The organism is Nocardia sp. NPDC003726 (assembly GCF_053586955.1).
The window spans coordinates 166,212-182,868 of sequence record NZ_JBSFNF010000009.1; the positions used below are offsets into that span (position 1 = coordinate 166,212).

Here is a 16,657-nt window from a genome sequence, read left to right on the forward strand (position 1 = left end):
CGAGGAAACTTCTGTGGCATGGTGTCGGCTGTGCGGACAATCCTGATCACGGGGGCGACATCGGGTATCGGGCTGGAGTCGGCTCAGCAGCTGGCGGCGCGGGGGAATCGGCTCGTCTTGGTCGGGCGGAATCCGGAGAAGCTCGCTGCCGCCGCGCAGCTGGTCCAGGGCGCTGGGGCGGCGGGAGTCGACACGCTGGAGTGCGATTTCGCGTCGCAGGCTTCGGTGCGGCAGCTGGCGAAGCAGGTTCTGTCCGGATACGACCGGCTGGACGTGCTGGCCAACAACGCGGGCGGCTACCACAAGACCCGGACCGAGACCGTGGACGGCATCGAGGCCACGTTCGCGGTCAACCATCTCGGTGGCTTCCTGCTCACCGAACTGCTGACGGAGCTGATGGTGCGCAGCGCCCCGTCGCGCATCGTGTTCACCTCGTCGGTCCTGCAATACGGCGCCACCATGGATTTCGCGGATCTGGGTTTCCGGCAGGGATATTCGGGGGAGAAGGCATACAGCCGCTCCAAGCTGGCGAACGTCCTCTACACCCGGGCGCTGGCGCGGCGCCTGGAGGGAACCGGCGTCACGGTGAACGCCTTCCACCCCGGTGCGGTGGCGACCGGGATCTGGGACGCGATGCCCTGGTTCGGGCAGCCCTTCGTGGCGCTCGCCAAACGATTGTTCATGATCTCCGCCGCCGAGGGCGGACGAGCGCTGAGCTACCTGGCCACCGATCCGGAAGTCGCCGCCGTCAGCGGCTGCTACTTCCAGAACAGCCGCGTCAAGGCTCCGTCGCGTCTGGCGCAGGACGACGCGCTCGGGCAACAGCTGTGTGAAGTCAGCGCGGCCCTGGTCGGACTCACCGGGTAGGGGCGCCCACGACCAGCGACACGTTGTCGCGAAGCACCACGACCATCGATGCCGACTGAAGCGGAAAGCAGGGGAGCATGCTTCGTACTCGTTTCGAGTCGATCGGCGCGTACACGCCGGCGACCGTCCGCTCCACCGAAGACCTGATCGCCCAGCTGGCCGTGCCGCGATCGCTGGATCTGGAGCGCATCACCGGGATCAAGAACCGGCGTGTCTACGACTCGGATCCGGACCGGTACGAATCGTCGTTCGAGCTGGCGTTGCACGCGATCGAGGACTGCCTGTGGCATTCCGGCTACCGGGCCGACGAACTGGACGTCGTCATCTCGGCCTCCATCACGCGTACCCGCGGCGCGGGAATCTTCTGTTACGCACCGTCCTTCGCGCTCATGCTCGGCAACGCCATCGGCGCGAACGCGGCCAGGCACTTCGATGTGTCGAACGCGTGCGCCGGGATGATCACCGGCGTGCTGGTGCTCGATCGCATGATCAAAGCCGGTGCGGTGCGCAACGGGCTGGTGGTCAGCGGGGAGCAGATCACGCCGATCGCCGAGACGGCGCTGCGCGAGATCAGCAAACCCTACGACCCGCAATTCGCGGCGCTGACGGTCGGGGACGCGGCGGTCGCGGTGGTGCTCGACGACCGTGGCGACGATGACGACGAACTGCACTACGTCGAGCTGATGACCGCCGCCGACGGCGCCGAGCACTGCATCGGCATGCCCAGCGACCGCACCGGCGGAATCGCGATGTACACCGACAACCGCGCCATGCAGAACGAAGCCCGTTACCGCCAGGGCATCGACCGCATGGCCGACTTCCTCGCCGAGACCGGACGCACCTGGGAAAGCGAGAAATACGACTACTGGATTCATCATCAATTCAGCGCGCCCGCCATCGAGTACATCTCGGATCTGACCGAACGACATTTCGGCACGCCGATGCCGCAGGCCCTCAACGTGCTGCACGACTACGGCAACACCGCTTCGACCTCCCACTTCCTGGTCTTGCACGAACATCTCGCGCGCAAGAAGATCCCGCGGGGATCCAAGATCCTCATGATCCCCGCGGCATCCGGAATCGTCTCCGGATATCTCGCCGCGACGATCTCCCGCTTGGCGGCGTGAGCATGGCGACGACGATCGTCTCGGCCGCGACGAACCGCGACCTCGACACCGGCAGCTACCTCGAATTGGCCACCCGCGCGGCGCTGGCCTGCGTGCAGCGTTCGGATGTCGGCCTGCACGAGATCGGGATGCTGGTCAACGCGGGCGTCTTCCGGGACAGCAACATCTCCGAGCCCGCGGTGTCGGCCCTCATCCAGAAGCGGATCGGTCTGGGCCTTACCTACGCGGCCGGGCGCGTCCCGGTGCTGTCCTTCGACCTGATGCACGGCGCCTGCGGCCTGCTGCACGCCATCGCGACCGCCGACACGTTCCTGGCCACCGGCACGGTGCGGTACGCGTTGCTCGTGGCGGGCGACGCCCATCCCTCGACCGAGCGCCACGTCGCGGATTTCCCCTACAGCGCCAGCGGAGCCGCGCTGCTGCTCGGAACCTCGCCCACCGCGGGCGGATTCGGGCGGCTGCACACGCGTGACACCACCGGCCCGGTGGGCCCGATCGCCTTCGTGCCGCTGAACGACGTCGGCGCCGACGGCCGCGTCGCCATGTGCGTCCGTGCCGGCGCGGAGGACCGGGTGGACTCGGCGGCCACGGTGGTGCGCGCCTGCCTGGACGGCGAAGGGCTCGGCCGCGAGCACTTCGCCGCAGGACACGCGCTGCTGCTGGCTCCCGACCAGGCCGCCGACTTCCGCGCCCGGCTGGCGGGCTCGCTCGCCATCCCGGCGCGGTCGGTCGTCGGCTTCGACGCAGGCATCGGAGATCCCTACACCGCCGGGCCGGTGCACGCCTACCTCCACGCACGGCGAACCGGCCTGCTCGACACCGCCCGCACGGTGGTGTTCCTCGCCGTGGACGGAGCATCGGCAGCCTGTCTGGCCTACCGTCCGCGGTCGGCGTCGTCCGCGCGAGCCGGGACATCGACAGGCTCCGGCGCCGCGTTCGCTCGGCAGTAGCACGCGCGCGCGGACAGCTGCCGGTGTGTCCGAGCCGTGGATATCCGAGCAGCCGAGACGGGCTCAGCGATCCCCGAGGCCGGGCGTCGGTGCGGCCCTCGCGCCGGCCGACAGCAGCTTCTCGGCCAGCGCGCGGCTGCGTCGGGCGAGTTCGGGCGGGTCGAGTATCTCGAAGTCGTGCCCCAGCAACAGCATGTGCACGAGCACGAGGTCGAGGCTGTCGTCGGCTCCGCTGCGGACCTCGCAGCACTCGCTGCCACGCGGTAGCACGACTGCCGCCGACGCCGGTATCTGCGCGCGGACGGTGTCGGCGCAGGCGTGCACCAGGAAGCGGGCCTGTAGCGCGTAGACCCGGCTCGCCACGCCTTCTTGCACGTAGGCCGCGGCCTCCGGCGTCGCGCGCGGGCGGAAGCGCCAGGTCCGCGCGGCCACATCGGTCATCCGGTCGACGCGGAAACTGCGCCAGTCCGCGCGATCGAGGTCGAAGGCCAGCAGGTACCAGCGCCGGTCGGAGGCGACCAAACGGTAGGGCTCGACCCGCCGCCGGCGCACCCGGTCCCCTGCGGGGTAGTCGAAACCGGCTTCGACCTCGTCGCGGCAGGCTCTGGCCAGGGTCATCAGCACGTCGGGTTCGACCGGTGCGTGGCCGCCGCCGAAGGACTCCACCGAGCCGGAGAGCGCGTGCACTTCGTACCGCAACCGGGTGGGCAGCACCCGGTCGAGCTTGGCCAGCGCCCGCAGCGCGGCGTCACCCGCGCCCGCGACCGTGGCGCCCGCGCCGCCCAGCAGCGAGACCGCGGTGACGATCGCCTCCTCGTCGTCGAGCAGCAGCGGCGGCAGTTCCTGCCCCCGGCCGAGCCGGTAGCCGCCGCCGACCCCGTGGCAGGCGTGCACCGGATAGCCCAGCGCGCGCAGCCGCTCGACATCGCGCCGTACCGTGCGCGGCGTGACGCCCAGCCGCTCGGCCAGCTCGGGCCCGGTCCAGACCTGGCGTTGCTGCAGCAGCCCGAGCAGCGTGAGCACGCGCTCGGTCGTGCCCCGCTCGGCACCGTTCGCGGCTTCCATGCCGCTCAGCCTGCCAGAAACAGCGGACCGATTCTGTCCGCTAGGGGTGTCAGGGTTGCGGCATGGACGCAGACGCTCTCGATTGGAACCGCACGCTGCGCGAGCAGTGGGAAGTGCACTGGAACCAGCAACTCCGCGACCGGCTCGACGGCCTCACCGACGAGGAGTACTTCTGGTCGCCGGTACCGGACGCTTGGAGCGTGCGGCCGCGCGGCAGTTCGACGGCGCCCGTGCAGGCCGGCGCGGGGGATTTCACGATCGACTATGCCTTCCCCCACCCGGTCCCCGCGCCGTTCACCACCATCGCCTGGCGGCTCGGTCATGTCATCGTCGGCGTGCTCGCCGTGCGCAACGCGGCCCACTTCGGCGCGCCCGCGGCCTCGTACGAGACATGGGAATACGCGGGCGACGCGGCCACCGCGCTCGACCAGCTCGAAGCCCAGCTCGACCTCTGGCTGACGGGAGTGCGTGGTCTCGGCGACGAAGGGCTCCGGGTCCCGCTCGGCCCGAAGGAACCCTTTCCCGACGCTCCCATGGCCGATCTGGTGCTGCACATCCACCGCGAGCTGATCCACCACCTGTCGGAGGTCTGCCTGCTGCGCGACCTCTACCTGCACACCGGCGCAGGCAGGAAACCGATCACCACGACCGGCCCCGCATAGCCGAGCGCCGAGGGCCGAGCCGCGCGGTTTCGGGCGCGCAGCCTCGGGTAGAGCGGCTTCGGGGAGACAACAGTGGCTGGAAGGAGGCCATGATGAGCACCGGCAACGCGCTACCGCTGACCGACTACGACCAGCTGACCACCGGATCGATCGAACACCGGGTCCGCTCGCTCGAACTCGACCAGGTGCGGCGACTGCTCGAACACGAGCGTGCCACCGCGCATCGGCCCCGGGTCGTCGAGATCCTCTCGGCGCGCATCGCCCAACTCGAGGCGGGTGCGCAGCCGTCGGGCGGTGATCCGAGCAACGCGCCACCGGTCACCGGCGAGAAGGGCGGCTCGTCGGCAGACCCCGCCCGGTCCCCTGAGGACAACACTCCGCTGCGCCACGGCGTCGCCGGGCAGACACCCGCGCGCGGGAAGCCCTGACCGGCGGCTTCGCCGACTCCGGCGGTCAGCGGTGCGCCGCGCTGATCTGGGCCGCGACGATGCGGACCAGATCGCCGAGTGCGATCTCCACGTCGGTGAGATGCAGGCCCCAGGTCGCGTCCGGGACGGCGTACAGCTCGGGGCTGCTCGGCTCCGGTGTCGCCAGCAACGCTGTCGCTTCGCCGTCGCGCACGCACTGGAGCCGGTACCGCTCGGCGGGGACCAGCCACGGCGTCGGCGCGGCGACGGCGGACGGTCCGTGGCGAAGCGCGAGTTCGGCGCCGAGTGGGCTGGGTACGGGGCTGGTTCTGAGCACGGTGGACGCGATGCGGGCATCGTTGTCGCGCAACGATGCCGGGTTGGTGCAGGCGATCTCGTAGTCCGGGCCGTACGGACGCGGCAGCGGCTCCGGCGTCGTGGGGTTGCGGCCGAATCGGCTGTCCGGGGGCGGCGTCGCGCCGAAGGTCTGCCAGGCCAGGACGCACCGGGTCTGCTGCTCGCCGCGGCACAGCGGCAGGTACCGGAAGTCGCCGCCGACGTCACCGTTCTTCGGTACCACCACATTGCCGCCCAGCAGGATCGCCGACAGGATCCGGTCGCGCACCGCCTGCTGGGGTTCGATCTCATCCCGGAGCAACTGGCGCAGCATGCGCGCCCCCTGCGAATGCCCGAGAAGCACGATGGGCCTGGTCTTTTCGCGCTCCGCGAGGAACTGCCGCCACGCCCGCAGAACATCCTCGTACGCGATGCGCGCCATCGCGGCGCGCTCGTCGGGGGAGTAGGACCGCTCCCGCGCCAGCGCGGCGAGGGTGCGCTGCCGGTACACCGGCGCGAAAACCTGACAGACCTGGGAGAACCGGGCCGCCTGCTGCTCGGCGACCGCCCGTACCTCCGGGGTCACCGCGGTGTCGGAGTTGGGTGTCGGCTCCGCGGACACGGTCGGGTACACGTAGAAGCAGTCCACCCCGGAGTCCACCGAAGGCGCCGGGTCATCGCGCGCGTCGGGTTGCCCCGCCTGCCGCACCGTGGTCGCCGCGTCGCCCCGGCACGGATCGTCCGCTCGATCCGGCCTGCACAGCCACACGACACCGGTGTCACCGGCTGGGTCCGCCGCTGCGCCGGCCGACGATCCCGCCAGCAACCCGACTCCGCACACGACGGACGCGACCACCCGCCGCCACCGACCGACCCGCATCCTGTCCACCTCGCTCTTCCGCGCCCGACTGCTGCGGCAGACCTCGCCGCACCGAGTCCGTTCGGGCGCTTCGACGGCGTCAGCCTACTGCGGACGGCTCTGCGGACGGTTCAGTTCCGCAGGGACAGGCGGCCACCCGCGTTGCGGAAACGCGCTCGGCCGTCCCGGATGTCGTGGTAGGAGACCAGCAGCAGCCGCAGGTATCCGTCGAACGTCTCGAGCGGGTATCCGGCGGGCGCGAAAAGGCCCGGCCGGATCGGCACACAGCGCTGCGGAGGGGCCGTGCGGACCAGGATCTTGTCCGCCGCACCCGGCGCGGCCAAGGCGAACCGCGGCAGGTACCGCGTCACCGGAGCGTCGAGATCAAGCAGTTCCCGCTCGACCTGCTGGAGGACCAGCATGGTGGTCAGCACCTTCGTCACCGAGCCGAAAAGGAACCCGGTGTCCGCACGCATCGGCGCGCCCGTGGCGGTGTTCGCGACGCCGTGGGCGACGATGATCTGAGCGCCGGCGTGGTGGACGCCGGCGACGAGTCCGGGCACCCCGTTGGACGCGCAGTAGGCGGCGGCCTGCTCGCGGATCGCGGCTTCGACGATGTGCAGTGCGTTGTCGTTCATGCGATCACCGTCCAACCTTGCCCCTGGGGAAAGGTCAAGCCCGGCAGGCGGAGTCCTGCCCTCGGTTCGGCTCGCGGGGGTGGGAGGGAGGGTTCGCGGTGCGGGACGAACCCAGCGCCGCGACACCTGTCGTCGAGCATGGCATCGCGACTCACTACTCCCGAACAATCGAGAATTTGCATCAACATGATGGGTGCTGATCTGCGATCGAACAGACCAATAACCTGCTCATTCGGGAAAATTCTGTTCGAATCTCTCGGTAACCCTTCCGTATGCGCGAGAATATCGACTAACATACGGCGCGGGTCCTGTCGCGCAGGTCCGTGCGGTCGGACACCTCCCCTCCAGTGGTGTCCCGGTTCGCACGCGGCGACGTGGATCGAAGCGAAAGGATGCATCGACGCATGCTCAAGAAGCTGGACCGAATACTCGGCTACGAGATGAAGGTCTCGGAGTTCCTCGGCACTCTCATCATCATCGGCGTTCCCTATGGTCTGGCCGGGGTGATCTGGACGCTCACGCACACCGGTCATCTGCGCGATATGCACGGCATCGATCTGCTGATGTCGTTTCTGGGATCGATCGTGTGCTGGCCCGTGCTGACCTTCTCGAATGTGTGTATGACCTGATGATGGCTTTGGTGTGGCTCATCGACGTTCTCGTGATCGTGGTCAAGATCCTCGGTGGGCGGATGAAGGTCAATCCCGTGCTCCGCTTCGGGCTGTGGGTGGCCGTGCTCAGTTCCTTCCTGGCCGGGTGCGCGGCGCTCGTCGCGCTCGCGGTGTTGTTGCAGCGTTGGCTGGAAGCCCTCTCCTAGCGGCCCCGCCTGCGGGTCGCCGCTCGACGGGGGCGAAGAATAGCTGATTACTTACCACCGGGGTGCGACGTTCGGTGGAATGATATGCGTGCTTGTGTGCCATATCTGTGCAGTTCAAAGCGGTATCCCAGGCTGTGTCGCCGTCTGCGCGCACTGATTCGGGATACCGATTTCGGTGGAATAGTCAATCACTTGTAACTTGTCTGCCCGCTGTGAGGTGTGCAACACTTCACACGCTCCGCGCCATCGAAGGGGCGGCCGCCGGGCGCGGTGGACGAGAAATCGGAAAGGAACGGCGACCGGTGACTGCCTCGCTGCGAACGCCAGCCGACAAGCGACCTCCGGGCGAGCTCGGGAAGATGATCGACAGCGCCTCGGGCTTGTGGCGGCGCCACCCCCAGCGGTCGCTGGAGACCCTGGGCAGGCAGGTCACTCTGGGCAGGGAAGCCGTTGTCCAGCTGTTCGTTTCGCTGGTGCGGGGGCGGTTCCCGTACCGGGAATTCATCAAACAGTGCGCCTTCATGGCCAACGTGTCGGCGGCGCCGACCGTGTTCGTCGCCATCCCGATCGCCGTCGTGGTCTCCATCCAGGTCGGCGCGCTCGTGAATCAAGTCGGCGCCACGACGTTCATCGGCGCGGTCGCGGGATTGGGCATCATCCGCCAGGGCGCGCCGCTGGTGTCGGCCTTGATGGTCGCCGGTGCGGTGGGTTCGGCGATCTGTGCCGATCTGGGCTCGCGAACCATCCGCGAGGAGATCGACGCGATGATGGTGATGGGCGTCGACCCGGTGCGCCGCCTGGTCGCGCCACGGCTCGCGGCCGCAGTGCTGGTGAGCGTCCTGCTGTGCGGATTCGTGGTGTTCGTCGGATTCGCGACCGCCTACATGTTCAACGTGTACGCCCAATCCGGGACGCCGGGCTCGTTCATCAGCTCGTTCGCGTCCTTCGCGGTGGCCGACGATCTGATCATCGCCCTGGTCAAGGCCGCGATCTTCGGGGTGCTCACCGCGGTCATCGCCTGCGACATCGGCCTGCACGCGCACGGCGGCCCGGGCGGCGTCGCGAACGCGGTGAACTCGGCCGTGGTCAGCTCGGCGCTGATGTTGTTCGCCACCAACATCATCCTCACTCAGCTGTACAACACGCTGTTCCCGGCGAAAGTGGTGTGAGCATGGCGAGCAGTTACACACCTCCGGCGCTGCGGCCGCTGCACACCGTCGGGAAAGCCGCGCTGGCGCCCGTGCACGCCAATCAGCGGGTGGGCCACCAGGCCATCACGTTCTTCCAAGCGCTCATCGCCATCCCGTTCGTGCTGAAGCACTATCGCCGTGAGGTCGCGCGGCTGACGGCCGACATCGGCTGGGGCAACGGCTCGCTCATCGTGGGCGGCGGCACGATCGGCGTGGTCGTCATCCTGTGCGCGTTCGGCGGCATCATCGTCGGCATGGAGTCGTTCACGGCTCTGAATCTGCTGACGATGTCCCCGCTCACCGGAGCGATCTCCGGCTTCGCCACCACCCGCGAACTCGCGCCGATCCTGGCGACCTTGGCGTTCGCCATCCAGGCGGGCTGCCGATTCACCGCGCAGCTGGGCTCCATGCGGATCTCCGAGGAGATCGACGCGCTGGAATCCATCGCCATCCGCCCGCTGCCGTATCTGATCAGCACCCGCATGATCGCCTCGACCCTGACCATCATCCCGCTCTACAGCATCGGTCTGGCCACCGCGTACCTGGCCACCAAGATCACGGTGCTCTTCCTGGGCGGCACGGCGGCAGGCACCTACGATCACTACTTCTTCCAGTTCCTGATCGGCCCGGACGTCTTCTTCTCACTGCTCAAGGTAGTGGTGTTCGTGCTGCTGTCGACGTTCATCCAGTGCTACTACGGCTACGTCGCCACCGGTGGCCCGGAAGGCGTCGGGGTGGCGGCCGGGCGCGCCATCAAGATGGTGATCGTCGTGATGGTGTTCGCCAATCTCTTTCTCACGTTGACGATCTGGGGCATCGATCCCGGATTCCGGATCTCGGGGTAAGGCCGACGATGATTCTCGACCCCAGTGGTCGCGGACCGACCGCGAAGCAGTTGACCCTCGCCGGGTTGGCGGTGCTGACGACGGTCGCGGTCCTGCTGTATCTGCTCGCGCTGCGCTACACCGGCTACTTCGAGGACAAAGTCCCGGTGACCGTGGTGCTCACCAGCACCGGCGACGGCTTGCCCGGCCGGGCCGACGTCAAATTCCGCGGCATGGTCGTCGGCCGGGTCGCCGCGGTGGACGTGGTGGCGAGAGGCGCCAGCCAGCAGGCGCGGGTGGATCTCAAACCCGGTGTCGCCGAGACGATCCCGGTGAACGTGACCGCCCGGGTCATCCCGAACAACCTGTTCGGCGTCACGGCGATCGAATTCGTCGACAACGGCCCGGAAACGAGGACGTTGCGCGCCGGTGCCACCATCCAGGAGGACACCAGCAGCGAGACGGTGGCGTTGCAGACGACGTTGAACGTGCTGCGCAACGTGCTCGAGAAGATCCAGCCCGAGAAACTGGGCCGGGTGCTGGCCACGCTCGCGGCGGCGCTGGATCCCTCGGCGCGCGTGCCCGGCTCGACGGTGGAGCGCCTGGACAACTGGTTGACCGAGATACGGGCGACGCCGGGCATCGACGCGCTGCTCGGCGATCTCGGACGGGCATCCATCGCGTTGAGCCAGTCGGCTCCCGAGCTGGTCGGGGTGCTCTCGGAGTCGGTGACCACCGCGCGAACGCTGGCCGAACGACGGTCGAAGCTCATCGACCTGCTGGCCACCGGCAACGCGACGGTCGACTCGGTCAACGCGCTGTTCGCCCGCAACCCCGACGCGGGCAAGTTCCTGGTCTCCGGCCTGGACGATCTGTTCGGCGGCTTGGCCAAGGATCCAGAGGCCATTCCGTACACCGCCGCGAACCTCAACGTGGCGCTGCAACGGCTGGCGACCACGTTCCACTTCGGCCCTTCCAAACAGATGGTGTGGAAGATGGATGTCTCGTTCACGCCGTTCCAGCAGTACACCGCGAAGGACTGCCCGCACTACGGCGACCAGTACGGCCCCCGCTGCGGCGGGGCCACGGTGCCGGAGGTGGCGCCGGAGCAGAACTACCCGCCGCAGCTGATGCCGAAGTGGCTCGACGCCGCGGGACCCGCACCCGTGCCGGTCGCGCCCGCGCCGCTGGGCGCCATGGGGCTGGTGCTGCCGGGCCTCCCGGCGATACCGGGTCTCCCGTTCATCCCCGGTCTGCCGTCCATCCCGGGTCTTTCGCCGGCGCCCGCCCCCGCGGCGCCCGCCGAGCCGGCACCCGAGAGTCCGGGCGCCACGGCGCAGCCGATCGCGTTGCGCGGACCCGACGCCGTCGCGGCGATCGTCGGAGCGCGCCCGACCGTGGCGCAGTATCTGCTGCTGAGCCCGGTGCTCGCGGGCGGATCGATCACCGTGCACGAGGCAGGCCGAGGAGGGCCCCGCTGATGAGGTCAGGCAAGGCGCTGGCGGGATTCAGCCTGTTCGCGGTGGTGGCGATCGCGCTCACCGTGACCATCTGGTCCACGTTGCAGCGGTCGGTCTCGGGGGACACCGAGCGCTATTCGGCGGTCTTCTCCGATGTGCTCGGTCTGCGCGTCGGCGACGACGTGCGCATGGCGGGCGTGCGGGTCGGCCGCGTGGACAAGATCGATTTCACCGACGGCTACCGCGCCGAGGTCGAATTCCGCATCGATGCGCGCCAGCATCTCACCACCACGACGAAGGCGCTGGTGCGGTACCAGAACCTCATCGGACAGCGGTATATCGCCCTGGCGCCGGGCAAGGAAGCGGGCGCCGTCGTCGCGGCGGGCGCGCGGATCCCGCTGGAGCGCACCGAGCCGTCGTTCGACGTGTCCGCGCTGTTGTCCGGGTTCGAGCCGCTGTTCAGCGTGCTGCAACCCGATCAGGTCAATTCCCTGTCCGAGACGTTGATCCAGGCCCTGCAGGGCAATCAGGTGTCGCTCAGCAGCCTCATCACCCAGGCGGCCGATCTGGCCGGCACTTTCGGGCAGCGGGACAAGATCCTCGGGGAGGTCCTGACCAATCTCAGCTCGGTGATCAGCGGCCTGGCCAATCGCAGCGGCGAACTGGAGACCCTGCTCACCCAGGCGAGGGCTCTGGTCGAGGCGCTCTACTCCCAAGGCGAGAGCCTCAAGCATTCGGTGGACACCGTCGCGCACACGACCGACTCGCTGACCCAGCTCATCATGCAGGTCAAGCCGGGCTTGGCGAAGGCGCAGAACGACGCCACCACCGGTGTCGCGTTGCTGCTGCTCAACGGCGCGTCCCTGGACCGGGCGGCAGTCGAACTGCCCGCCGTGCTCAACGGCGTCGCGCGCTTCACCAGCAACGGCGCCTACGGAAACGCCTACCTGTGCGGCCTCGACGTGTCCCTGTGGGGCGTGGTGTTGCCGCCGGGCCTGTTCTCGCAGGTGGGCGGCAACTCGCATTCGGAGGTGTGCCGATGATCAAGCGCGTTCCGTGGCCGGGCTTCCTGCGCAACAGGTATCTGCGGCTCGGCCTCATCGCCGCCGCGACGGTGGCCGCTCTGCTGATCGGATCGAGTGTCCTGACCCAGGCCCGGCTGGGCGACAAGACGATCCACGCCGAATTCGCCCAAGCCGCGGGTTTGCGTCCCGGCGCGACAGTGGACGTGTCCGGCATCGAAGTGGGCGCGGTGCGCGCGGTGCGGCTCGAAGGCGCGAAGGTCGTGGTGGATCTGAAGGTGCGCCGCGATCTGCGTCTGGGCCCCGACGCGCGTGCGGCCATCAAGATGTCGACGATCCTCGGCCGACTGCACGTGGATCTGGTGCCCGGAGACGGAAAGGGCCTGCCGGGCAACCGCATCCGCATCGAGAACACGTCGGTGCCGTACAACCTGAGCAAGGTCATCCAGGACCCGAAGTACAAGAACTCCTTCGAACGCATCGAACGTCTCGATCCGCAGAAACTCCGTCAGGCGCTGGACCTGGTCGATCAGCAGATGGGGGATTCCCCGCAGCTGGCGGTGCAGGCGCTCGACAGCATCGGCGCGCTCGCCAAGGTCGTCACCGACCGCCGCGACGAAGTGGACGCGCTGCTCAAGAGCATGGATCAGGTGTCCCAGCTCGTCTCCGACAACCAGAACAGCGTGCTGTTGTTGCTGACCCGCGGCGAGGCGATCGGCAACGCCGTCCAGAAACGCCAGCAGTTGCTGAAACAGTTGCTCGACAACGTCGCGGCTCTGTCGCGGTTGCTGCAGGAAATGGGTCTGGAGAACAACGGTCAGCTCGCGCCGCTGATCCACGACCTGAACACCATGTCGGAGGGATTGGTCAAGAACCGCGAGAATCTGGACCGGCTCTACGAGAACATGCCGATCGCCTTGCGGCAGTTCAACAACGCCGTCGGCAACGGACCCTACGGCGACGTCTGGGCGCCGTGGTTCTTCCCGGACAACTGGCTGTGCTTCGCTCGAGCCGTACAGGGGTGCAATTGATGAGAACACGACGATTCGCACAGCTCGGCGTGCTGATCGTGGCCGCGCTGCTGACCGCGAGCTGCGGGCTCGTACCGGACAGCCTGACCTCGCTGCCGAGGGAGTATCTCGGCGAGCGCATCCGCATCAGCGCCGATTTCGAGAACGTCGCCGGACTGTACGCGGGCAACGAGGTCGCGGTGCTGGGCGTGCCGGTCGGCCGGGTCGACACCGTGACGGCCAAGGGCAGCTACGTCCAGGTCACCATGAGCTTGGAGAAGGGCACCGAGGTTCCGGCCGATGCCATCGCCGCCCTGGTGTCGCCGCAGCTGATCACCAACCGCCACGTCGAACTCGCGCCCGCCTACAGCGGAGGCGGGCCGCTGCTCACCGACGGGACGCACATCCCGCTGGCCAGGACGCGGACACCGGTCGAACTCGACCGCATCCTGCAGAACTTCGACCAGCTCGGAGCCGCGCTCAAAGGCGACGACCGCGACGGGCCGATGGCAAGCCGCGTCCTGTTCCCGCTCCTGGACGGCAACGGCGACAGACTGCGCGCGACCTTGGACGCGCTGTCCTCGGCGTTCGAGGTCACCTTCGCCAACAAGGACCAGATCTCGAACACGATCATCAAACTCAACGAGATCACGCAGATCATCGCCCAGAACGACCAGACCGTGCGTGATTTCAGCGGCCGCCTCACCGAACTGGTGCAGCTGATGGGTGACCAGGCGCCCGGCCTGCAGGCGGTGCTGCGGCAACTGGACCAGTTCGTCACCAACACCTCCACGCTGGTGGGTGAGAACTCCGATCAGCTCGCGGGTGCGCTGGAGCGGTTCACGACCATCACCGAACAGATGCGGGCCAACGCCCGCGGCCTCACCGAGATCGTCGACGTCGGGCCGTTGCTGTTCGAGAACCTGTCCAACGCGGTCAGCCGGGAACACCAAGCGCTGCGCCTGCACGCGCTGACCGACAAGGTCCTGCTCGACAACGAGGTGGTGTCGCAGTTCTGTGAGCGCATCCAAATGCGTCTCGATGGCTGCCGCACCGGGAAGGTCCAGGACTTCGGACCCGACTTCGGCCTCACCGCGGCACTACTGGGGATTTCGAAATGATCGGAACGAACCCGCTTCGACGCACCGCGGTGGCGGCCGCGCTGGTCGCGGCGATGGCCACCGCCACCGGCTGCGGCGTGACGGTGGCGAACCTGCCGATGCCCAAACCCGGCATCGGCGCCCCCGGATACACCATTCGCGCGGCCTTCCGCGACGCGCTCAATCTGCCCGATCACGCGCACGTGAAGATCGGCGGAACCGATATCGGCGTCGTCACCGCGATCAGCACGACCAACTTCATCGCGGAGGTGGAAATGCTGATCAGGGAGGACATCCAGTTGCCGAGGGGCACCACCGCGGAGCTGCGCCAGGCGACCCCGCTCGGCGACATCTTCGTGGCGATGACCTTGCCCGCGACCACCTCCGGCGGCGAGAACCTGCGCGCAGGCGACGTCATCGGCACCGATCACACGTCGGCCGCCGCGTCCGTCGAGCAGCTGATGATGTCGGTCTCGATGCTCATCAACGGCGGCGGCATCAACCAGGCCGCCAAGATCACCTCCGAGATGGACTCGATGTTCGCAGGCCGCGCACCGCAGCTGGCGCACCTGCTCAGCGAACTGACCAATGTCATCGCCGCGCTGAACCAGCGCACCGGCGACATCGACAGCGTCCTGACCGGGCTCAACGTGCTCACCGGTGAATTGGCCAGGCGCAAGGCCGAGTTGGGCGACGCCGCGGACACCTTCCCCGGGCTGCTGGCAATGCTCGCCGAGAACAACCAGTCCATCGTCGACCTGCTGGACAAGGTCTCGACCACGATGACCGCGCTCGGCGATTTCACCGAGACGACCGGTCCGCAGGCGGTGAGCCTGTTCGACAGCATCCAGCGGTTGATGGCCGGGTTCACCCAGATGGGCGACGACCTGGGCGGAACGCTGGACGGGCTGCACACCATCTATCCCTCGCTGATGGCCAGCCTGGACGGACCAGCTCTCGCCGTCGCGGCGACGGTGTCCTACCTCAGCGTCGGCGCCCTGACCGATCCCAGCGGCAGCAGGCTGCCCGAGATCGGCGACGTGCCCGCGTTCATCGGCAGCTTGGCGCAGGTGATCGAGAAGGTGATCGGCCGGGTCACCAGTCCGCCGCAGCAACCTCAGCAGCAGGGAGGAGAGCGATGAATCCCCCCTTGTGGCGATGGCTGGTGCGCCGTCGCGTCGCGGTCGCGAACTTCGGATTGATCGTGGTGCTCGTTCTCGGCGCGGCCTATCTCGGCGCCGAAGTCCTGCGGTTGGATCCGCTGCGCGACGACTACACGGTGACCGTGGAGTTGCAGTCGTCCGGCGGCTTGGCGGCGGGCAACGACGTCACCTTTCGCGGCACCAGGGTCGGCAAGGTCCGCGAGGTGAAGGTGGCGGGCAGCGGCGTCGCGGCCGTGGCCGAGATCGACGCAGCGGCGAAGATTCCGGTGGGCGGCACTGTCGCCGTCGGCCGGCTGTCGGCGGCGGGCGAGCAGTACCTGGACTTCCGCCCGGATTCCGACACCGGCCCGTACCTCACCGACGGGGCGCTGGTGGAACGTTCCCAGACGACGGTCCCGGTGACCGTGCAGTCGGTGCTGACCAATCTCAGCGGTTTCATCGGCGGGCTCAACCCGGACCGGTTGAACGTCATCATCGACGAACTCGACAAGGCGCTGGCCGGTGGCCCCGACCAGTTGCGCAACATGGTGTCCGGCATCAGCCGCGCGATGGCGGGGCTGTCGGATCTGCTGCCGCAGACCCGGCAGCTGATCGAGAACCTCGAGGTGATCGCCGAGACCACCTCGCATGCGCAGCCGGACCTCGCGACACTCACGCGCACGGGCGGCGTGCTGTTCGAGCAGCTGACCGCGGCGGACCTGGAAGTGCGCCACCTCTTGGACGAGGGGCCCGCCCAGCTCGGCACCCTCGGCGGCTTCGTGTCGCGCACCCAGGACCCCATCACGAATCTGGTGACGAACTTCGTCGCGATCACCAAGGCGGCCAAGCTGCGCGCTCCGGCGATCGCGGCGCTGTTCCCCGCGTTGCGGGTCGGTTCGGAGGCGCTGGGCATACCCGCCCACGACAACGCCTTCTACACCCTTGTCGACATCTGGCCGCGCCCCACCTGCGAATACGACACCATCCCCGTGGTGCCCACCGACAAGATGACCGACACCAGGGTCCGGCTCTACAACTACTGCGTCACCAACGATTCGGCCTTGCAGGTGCGTGGTTCGGCGAACGCGCCACGACCCGCCGTTCCGGACAACGGGGCCACCATGCCCCCGGGCGTCCGTGGCGACGAACTGTCCCGCCCGGTGCCCGGCAACTAGGAGATT

General features: G+C 68.3%; 18 protein-coding genes. 15 read left to right on the top strand and 3 right to left on the bottom strand.

The features are described from left to right. Positions 1-30: 30 nt before the first annotated feature. From ACWDMM_RS14885 to ACWDMM_RS14895, 3 genes are all read left to right on the top strand, one after another. Complete coding sequence (locus ACWDMM_RS14885) at positions 31-867, top strand: SDR family oxidoreductase (RefSeq protein WP_195080110.1); 837 nt, start codon at positions 31-33, stop codon at positions 865-867. Between the two features lie 77 nt (positions 868-944). Continuing rightward, positions 945-1,994, top strand: coding sequence for a 3-oxoacyl-ACP synthase III family protein (locus tag ACWDMM_RS14890; RefSeq protein WP_195080109.1), 1,050 nt, complete (start codon positions 945-947; stop codon positions 1,992-1,994). Between the two features lie 2 nt (positions 1,995-1,996). Beyond that, positions 1,997-2,944 (top strand): hypothetical protein, encoded by a 948-nt coding sequence (locus tag ACWDMM_RS14895; protein ID WP_449937826.1) that lies wholly within the window; start codon positions 1,997-1,999, stop codon positions 2,942-2,944. A 63-nt stretch (positions 2,945-3,007) separates the two neighbouring features. Here ACWDMM_RS14895 and ACWDMM_RS14900 read toward each other — a convergent pair whose 3' ends face one another. Further along, positions 3,008-4,009, bottom strand: a complete 1,002-nt coding sequence (locus ACWDMM_RS14900) for a helix-turn-helix transcriptional regulator (protein ID WP_449937829.1) — start codon at positions 4,007-4,009, stop codon at positions 3,008-3,010. A gap of 62 nt (positions 4,010-4,071) precedes the next feature. Between ACWDMM_RS14900 and ACWDMM_RS14905 the strand changes: the two genes are divergently transcribed. Both ACWDMM_RS14905 and ACWDMM_RS14910 read left to right on the top strand, forming a co-directional pair. Further along, the gene (locus ACWDMM_RS14905) at positions 4,072-4,671 is read left to right on the top strand and encodes a DinB family protein (RefSeq protein ID WP_195080106.1); all 600 of its coding nucleotides are present in this window, start codon (positions 4,072-4,074) and stop codon (positions 4,669-4,671) included. Between the two features lie 92 nt (positions 4,672-4,763). Beyond that, positions 4,764-5,099 (top strand): hypothetical protein, encoded by a 336-nt coding sequence (locus ACWDMM_RS14910; protein WP_195080105.1) that lies wholly within the window; start codon positions 4,764-4,766, stop codon positions 5,097-5,099. A 25-nt stretch (positions 5,100-5,124) separates the two neighbouring features. Here the strand turns inward: ACWDMM_RS14910 and ACWDMM_RS14915 are convergent, their stop codons facing one another. Together ACWDMM_RS14915 and ACWDMM_RS14920 are read right to left on the bottom strand one after the other, a co-directional pair. Further along, complete coding sequence (locus ACWDMM_RS14915) at positions 5,125-6,294, bottom strand: DUF3089 domain-containing protein (protein ID WP_449937832.1); 1,170 nt, start codon at positions 6,292-6,294, stop codon at positions 5,125-5,127. Positions 6,295-6,404: 110 nt separating this feature from the next. Then, positions 6,405-6,911: a serine hydrolase domain-containing protein gene (locus tag ACWDMM_RS14920; protein ID WP_195080103.1), complete on the bottom strand. Its 507-nt coding sequence runs from the start codon at positions 6,909-6,911 to the stop codon at positions 6,405-6,407. A 404-nt stretch (positions 6,912-7,315) separates the two neighbouring features. On the opposite strand from ACWDMM_RS14920, the gene ACWDMM_RS14925 reads away from it, so the two are divergent. The 10 genes from ACWDMM_RS14925 to ACWDMM_RS14970 all read left to right on the top strand — a co-directional run bounded on the left by ACWDMM_RS14925 (position 7,316) and on the right by ACWDMM_RS14970 (position 16,651). Then, a complete protein-coding gene (locus ACWDMM_RS14925) occupies positions 7,316-7,540 on the top strand; it encodes a hypothetical protein (protein ID WP_195080102.1) in 225 nt (74 codons plus the stop codon). A gap of 2 nt (positions 7,541-7,542) precedes the next feature. Then, on the top strand, positions 7,543-7,728 hold the full coding sequence (locus tag ACWDMM_RS14930; RefSeq protein ID WP_397068577.1) for a hypothetical protein: 186 nt from the start codon (positions 7,543-7,545) through the stop codon (positions 7,726-7,728). Positions 7,729-8,087: 359 nt separating this feature from the next. Continuing rightward, positions 8,088-8,897 carry an MlaE family ABC transporter permease gene (locus ACWDMM_RS14935; RefSeq protein WP_195080304.1) on the top strand — a complete coding sequence of 270 codons (810 nt, stop codon included), beginning with the start codon at positions 8,088-8,090 and terminating at the stop codon, positions 8,895-8,897. Positions 8,898-8,899: 2 nt separating this feature from the next. Then, positions 8,900-9,763: an ABC transporter permease gene (locus ACWDMM_RS14940; protein WP_449937835.1), complete on the top strand. Its 864-nt coding sequence runs from the start codon at positions 8,900-8,902 to the stop codon at positions 9,761-9,763. 8 nt (positions 9,764-9,771) lie between these two features. After that, positions 9,772-11,223, top strand: a complete 1,452-nt coding sequence (locus ACWDMM_RS14945; RefSeq protein ID WP_195080099.1) for an MlaD family protein — start codon at positions 9,772-9,774, stop codon at positions 11,221-11,223. After that, positions 11,223-12,245: an MlaD family protein gene (locus tag ACWDMM_RS14950; protein ID WP_195080098.1), complete on the top strand. Its 1,023-nt coding sequence runs from the start codon at positions 11,223-11,225 to the stop codon at positions 12,243-12,245. Before ACWDMM_RS14945 ends, ACWDMM_RS14950 begins: the two co-directional genes overlap by 1 nt. Further along, positions 12,242-13,255 carry an MlaD family protein gene (locus tag ACWDMM_RS14955; protein WP_195080097.1) on the top strand — a complete coding sequence of 338 codons (1,014 nt, stop codon included), beginning with the start codon at positions 12,242-12,244 and terminating at the stop codon, positions 13,253-13,255. The genes ACWDMM_RS14950 and ACWDMM_RS14955 overlap by 4 nt, the downstream gene beginning before the upstream one ends. Next, complete coding sequence (locus tag ACWDMM_RS14960) at positions 13,255-14,355, top strand: MCE family protein (protein WP_449937839.1); 1,101 nt, start codon at positions 13,255-13,257, stop codon at positions 14,353-14,355. The genes ACWDMM_RS14955 and ACWDMM_RS14960 overlap by 1 nt, the downstream gene beginning before the upstream one ends. Beyond that, on the top strand, positions 14,352-15,476 hold the full coding sequence (locus tag ACWDMM_RS14965; protein WP_195080095.1) for an MCE family protein: 1,125 nt from the start codon (positions 14,352-14,354) through the stop codon (positions 15,474-15,476). The genes ACWDMM_RS14960 and ACWDMM_RS14965 overlap by 4 nt, the downstream gene beginning before the upstream one ends. Next, complete coding sequence (locus ACWDMM_RS14970) at positions 15,473-16,651, top strand: MCE family protein (protein WP_449937841.1); 1,179 nt, start codon at positions 15,473-15,475, stop codon at positions 16,649-16,651. The genes ACWDMM_RS14965 and ACWDMM_RS14970 overlap by 4 nt, the downstream gene beginning before the upstream one ends. Positions 16,652-16,657: the final 6 nt, after the last annotated feature.

Excerpts from the sequence above, each read along its gene's own strand:
- ACWDMM_RS14890 (WP_195080109.1), top strand. The coding sequence starts at position 945 with ATGCTTCGTACTCGTTTCGAGTCGATCGGCGCGTACACGCCGGCGACC.
- ACWDMM_RS14915 (WP_449937832.1), bottom strand. The coding sequence starts at position 6,294 with ATGCGGGTCGGTCGGTGGCGGCGGGTGGTCGCGTCCGTCGTGTGCGGA.
- ACWDMM_RS14940 (WP_449937835.1), top strand. The coding sequence starts at position 8,900 with ATGGCGAGCAGTTACACACCTCCGGCGCTGCGGCCGCTGCACACCGTC.
- ACWDMM_RS14965 (WP_195080095.1), top strand. The coding sequence starts at position 14,352 with ATGATCGGAACGAACCCGCTTCGACGCACCGCGGTGGCGGCCGCGCTG.
- ACWDMM_RS14960 (WP_449937839.1), top strand. The coding sequence starts at position 13,255 with ATGAGAACACGACGATTCGCACAGCTCGGCGTGCTGATCGTGGCCGCG.
- ACWDMM_RS14920 (WP_195080103.1), bottom strand. The coding sequence starts at position 6,911 with ATGAACGACAACGCACTGCACATCGTCGAAGCCGCGATCCGCGAGCAG.
- ACWDMM_RS14970 (WP_449937841.1), top strand. The coding sequence starts at position 15,473 with ATGAATCCCCCCTTGTGGCGATGGCTGGTGCGCCGTCGCGTCGCGGTC.
- ACWDMM_RS14945 (WP_195080099.1), top strand. The coding sequence starts at position 9,772 with ATGATTCTCGACCCCAGTGGTCGCGGACCGACCGCGAAGCAGTTGACC.
- ACWDMM_RS14950 (WP_195080098.1), top strand. The coding sequence starts at position 11,223 with ATGAGGTCAGGCAAGGCGCTGGCGGGATTCAGCCTGTTCGCGGTGGTG.
- ACWDMM_RS14925 (WP_195080102.1), top strand. The coding sequence starts at position 7,316 with ATGCTCAAGAAGCTGGACCGAATACTCGGCTACGAGATGAAGGTCTCG.
- ACWDMM_RS14895 (WP_449937826.1), top strand. The coding sequence starts at position 1,997 with ATGGCGACGACGATCGTCTCGGCCGCGACGAACCGCGACCTCGACACC.
- ACWDMM_RS14930 (WP_397068577.1), top strand. The coding sequence starts at position 7,543 with ATGGCTTTGGTGTGGCTCATCGACGTTCTCGTGATCGTGGTCAAGATC.
- ACWDMM_RS14900 (WP_449937829.1), bottom strand. The coding sequence starts at position 4,009 with ATGGAAGCCGCGAACGGTGCCGAGCGGGGCACGACCGAGCGCGTGCTC.
- ACWDMM_RS14905 (WP_195080106.1), top strand. The coding sequence starts at position 4,072 with ATGGACGCAGACGCTCTCGATTGGAACCGCACGCTGCGCGAGCAGTGG.
- ACWDMM_RS14955 (WP_195080097.1), top strand. The coding sequence starts at position 12,242 with ATGATCAAGCGCGTTCCGTGGCCGGGCTTCCTGCGCAACAGGTATCTG.
- ACWDMM_RS14935 (WP_195080304.1), top strand. The coding sequence starts at position 8,088 with ATGATCGACAGCGCCTCGGGCTTGTGGCGGCGCCACCCCCAGCGGTCG.
- ACWDMM_RS14910 (WP_195080105.1), top strand. The coding sequence starts at position 4,764 with ATGAGCACCGGCAACGCGCTACCGCTGACCGACTACGACCAGCTGACC.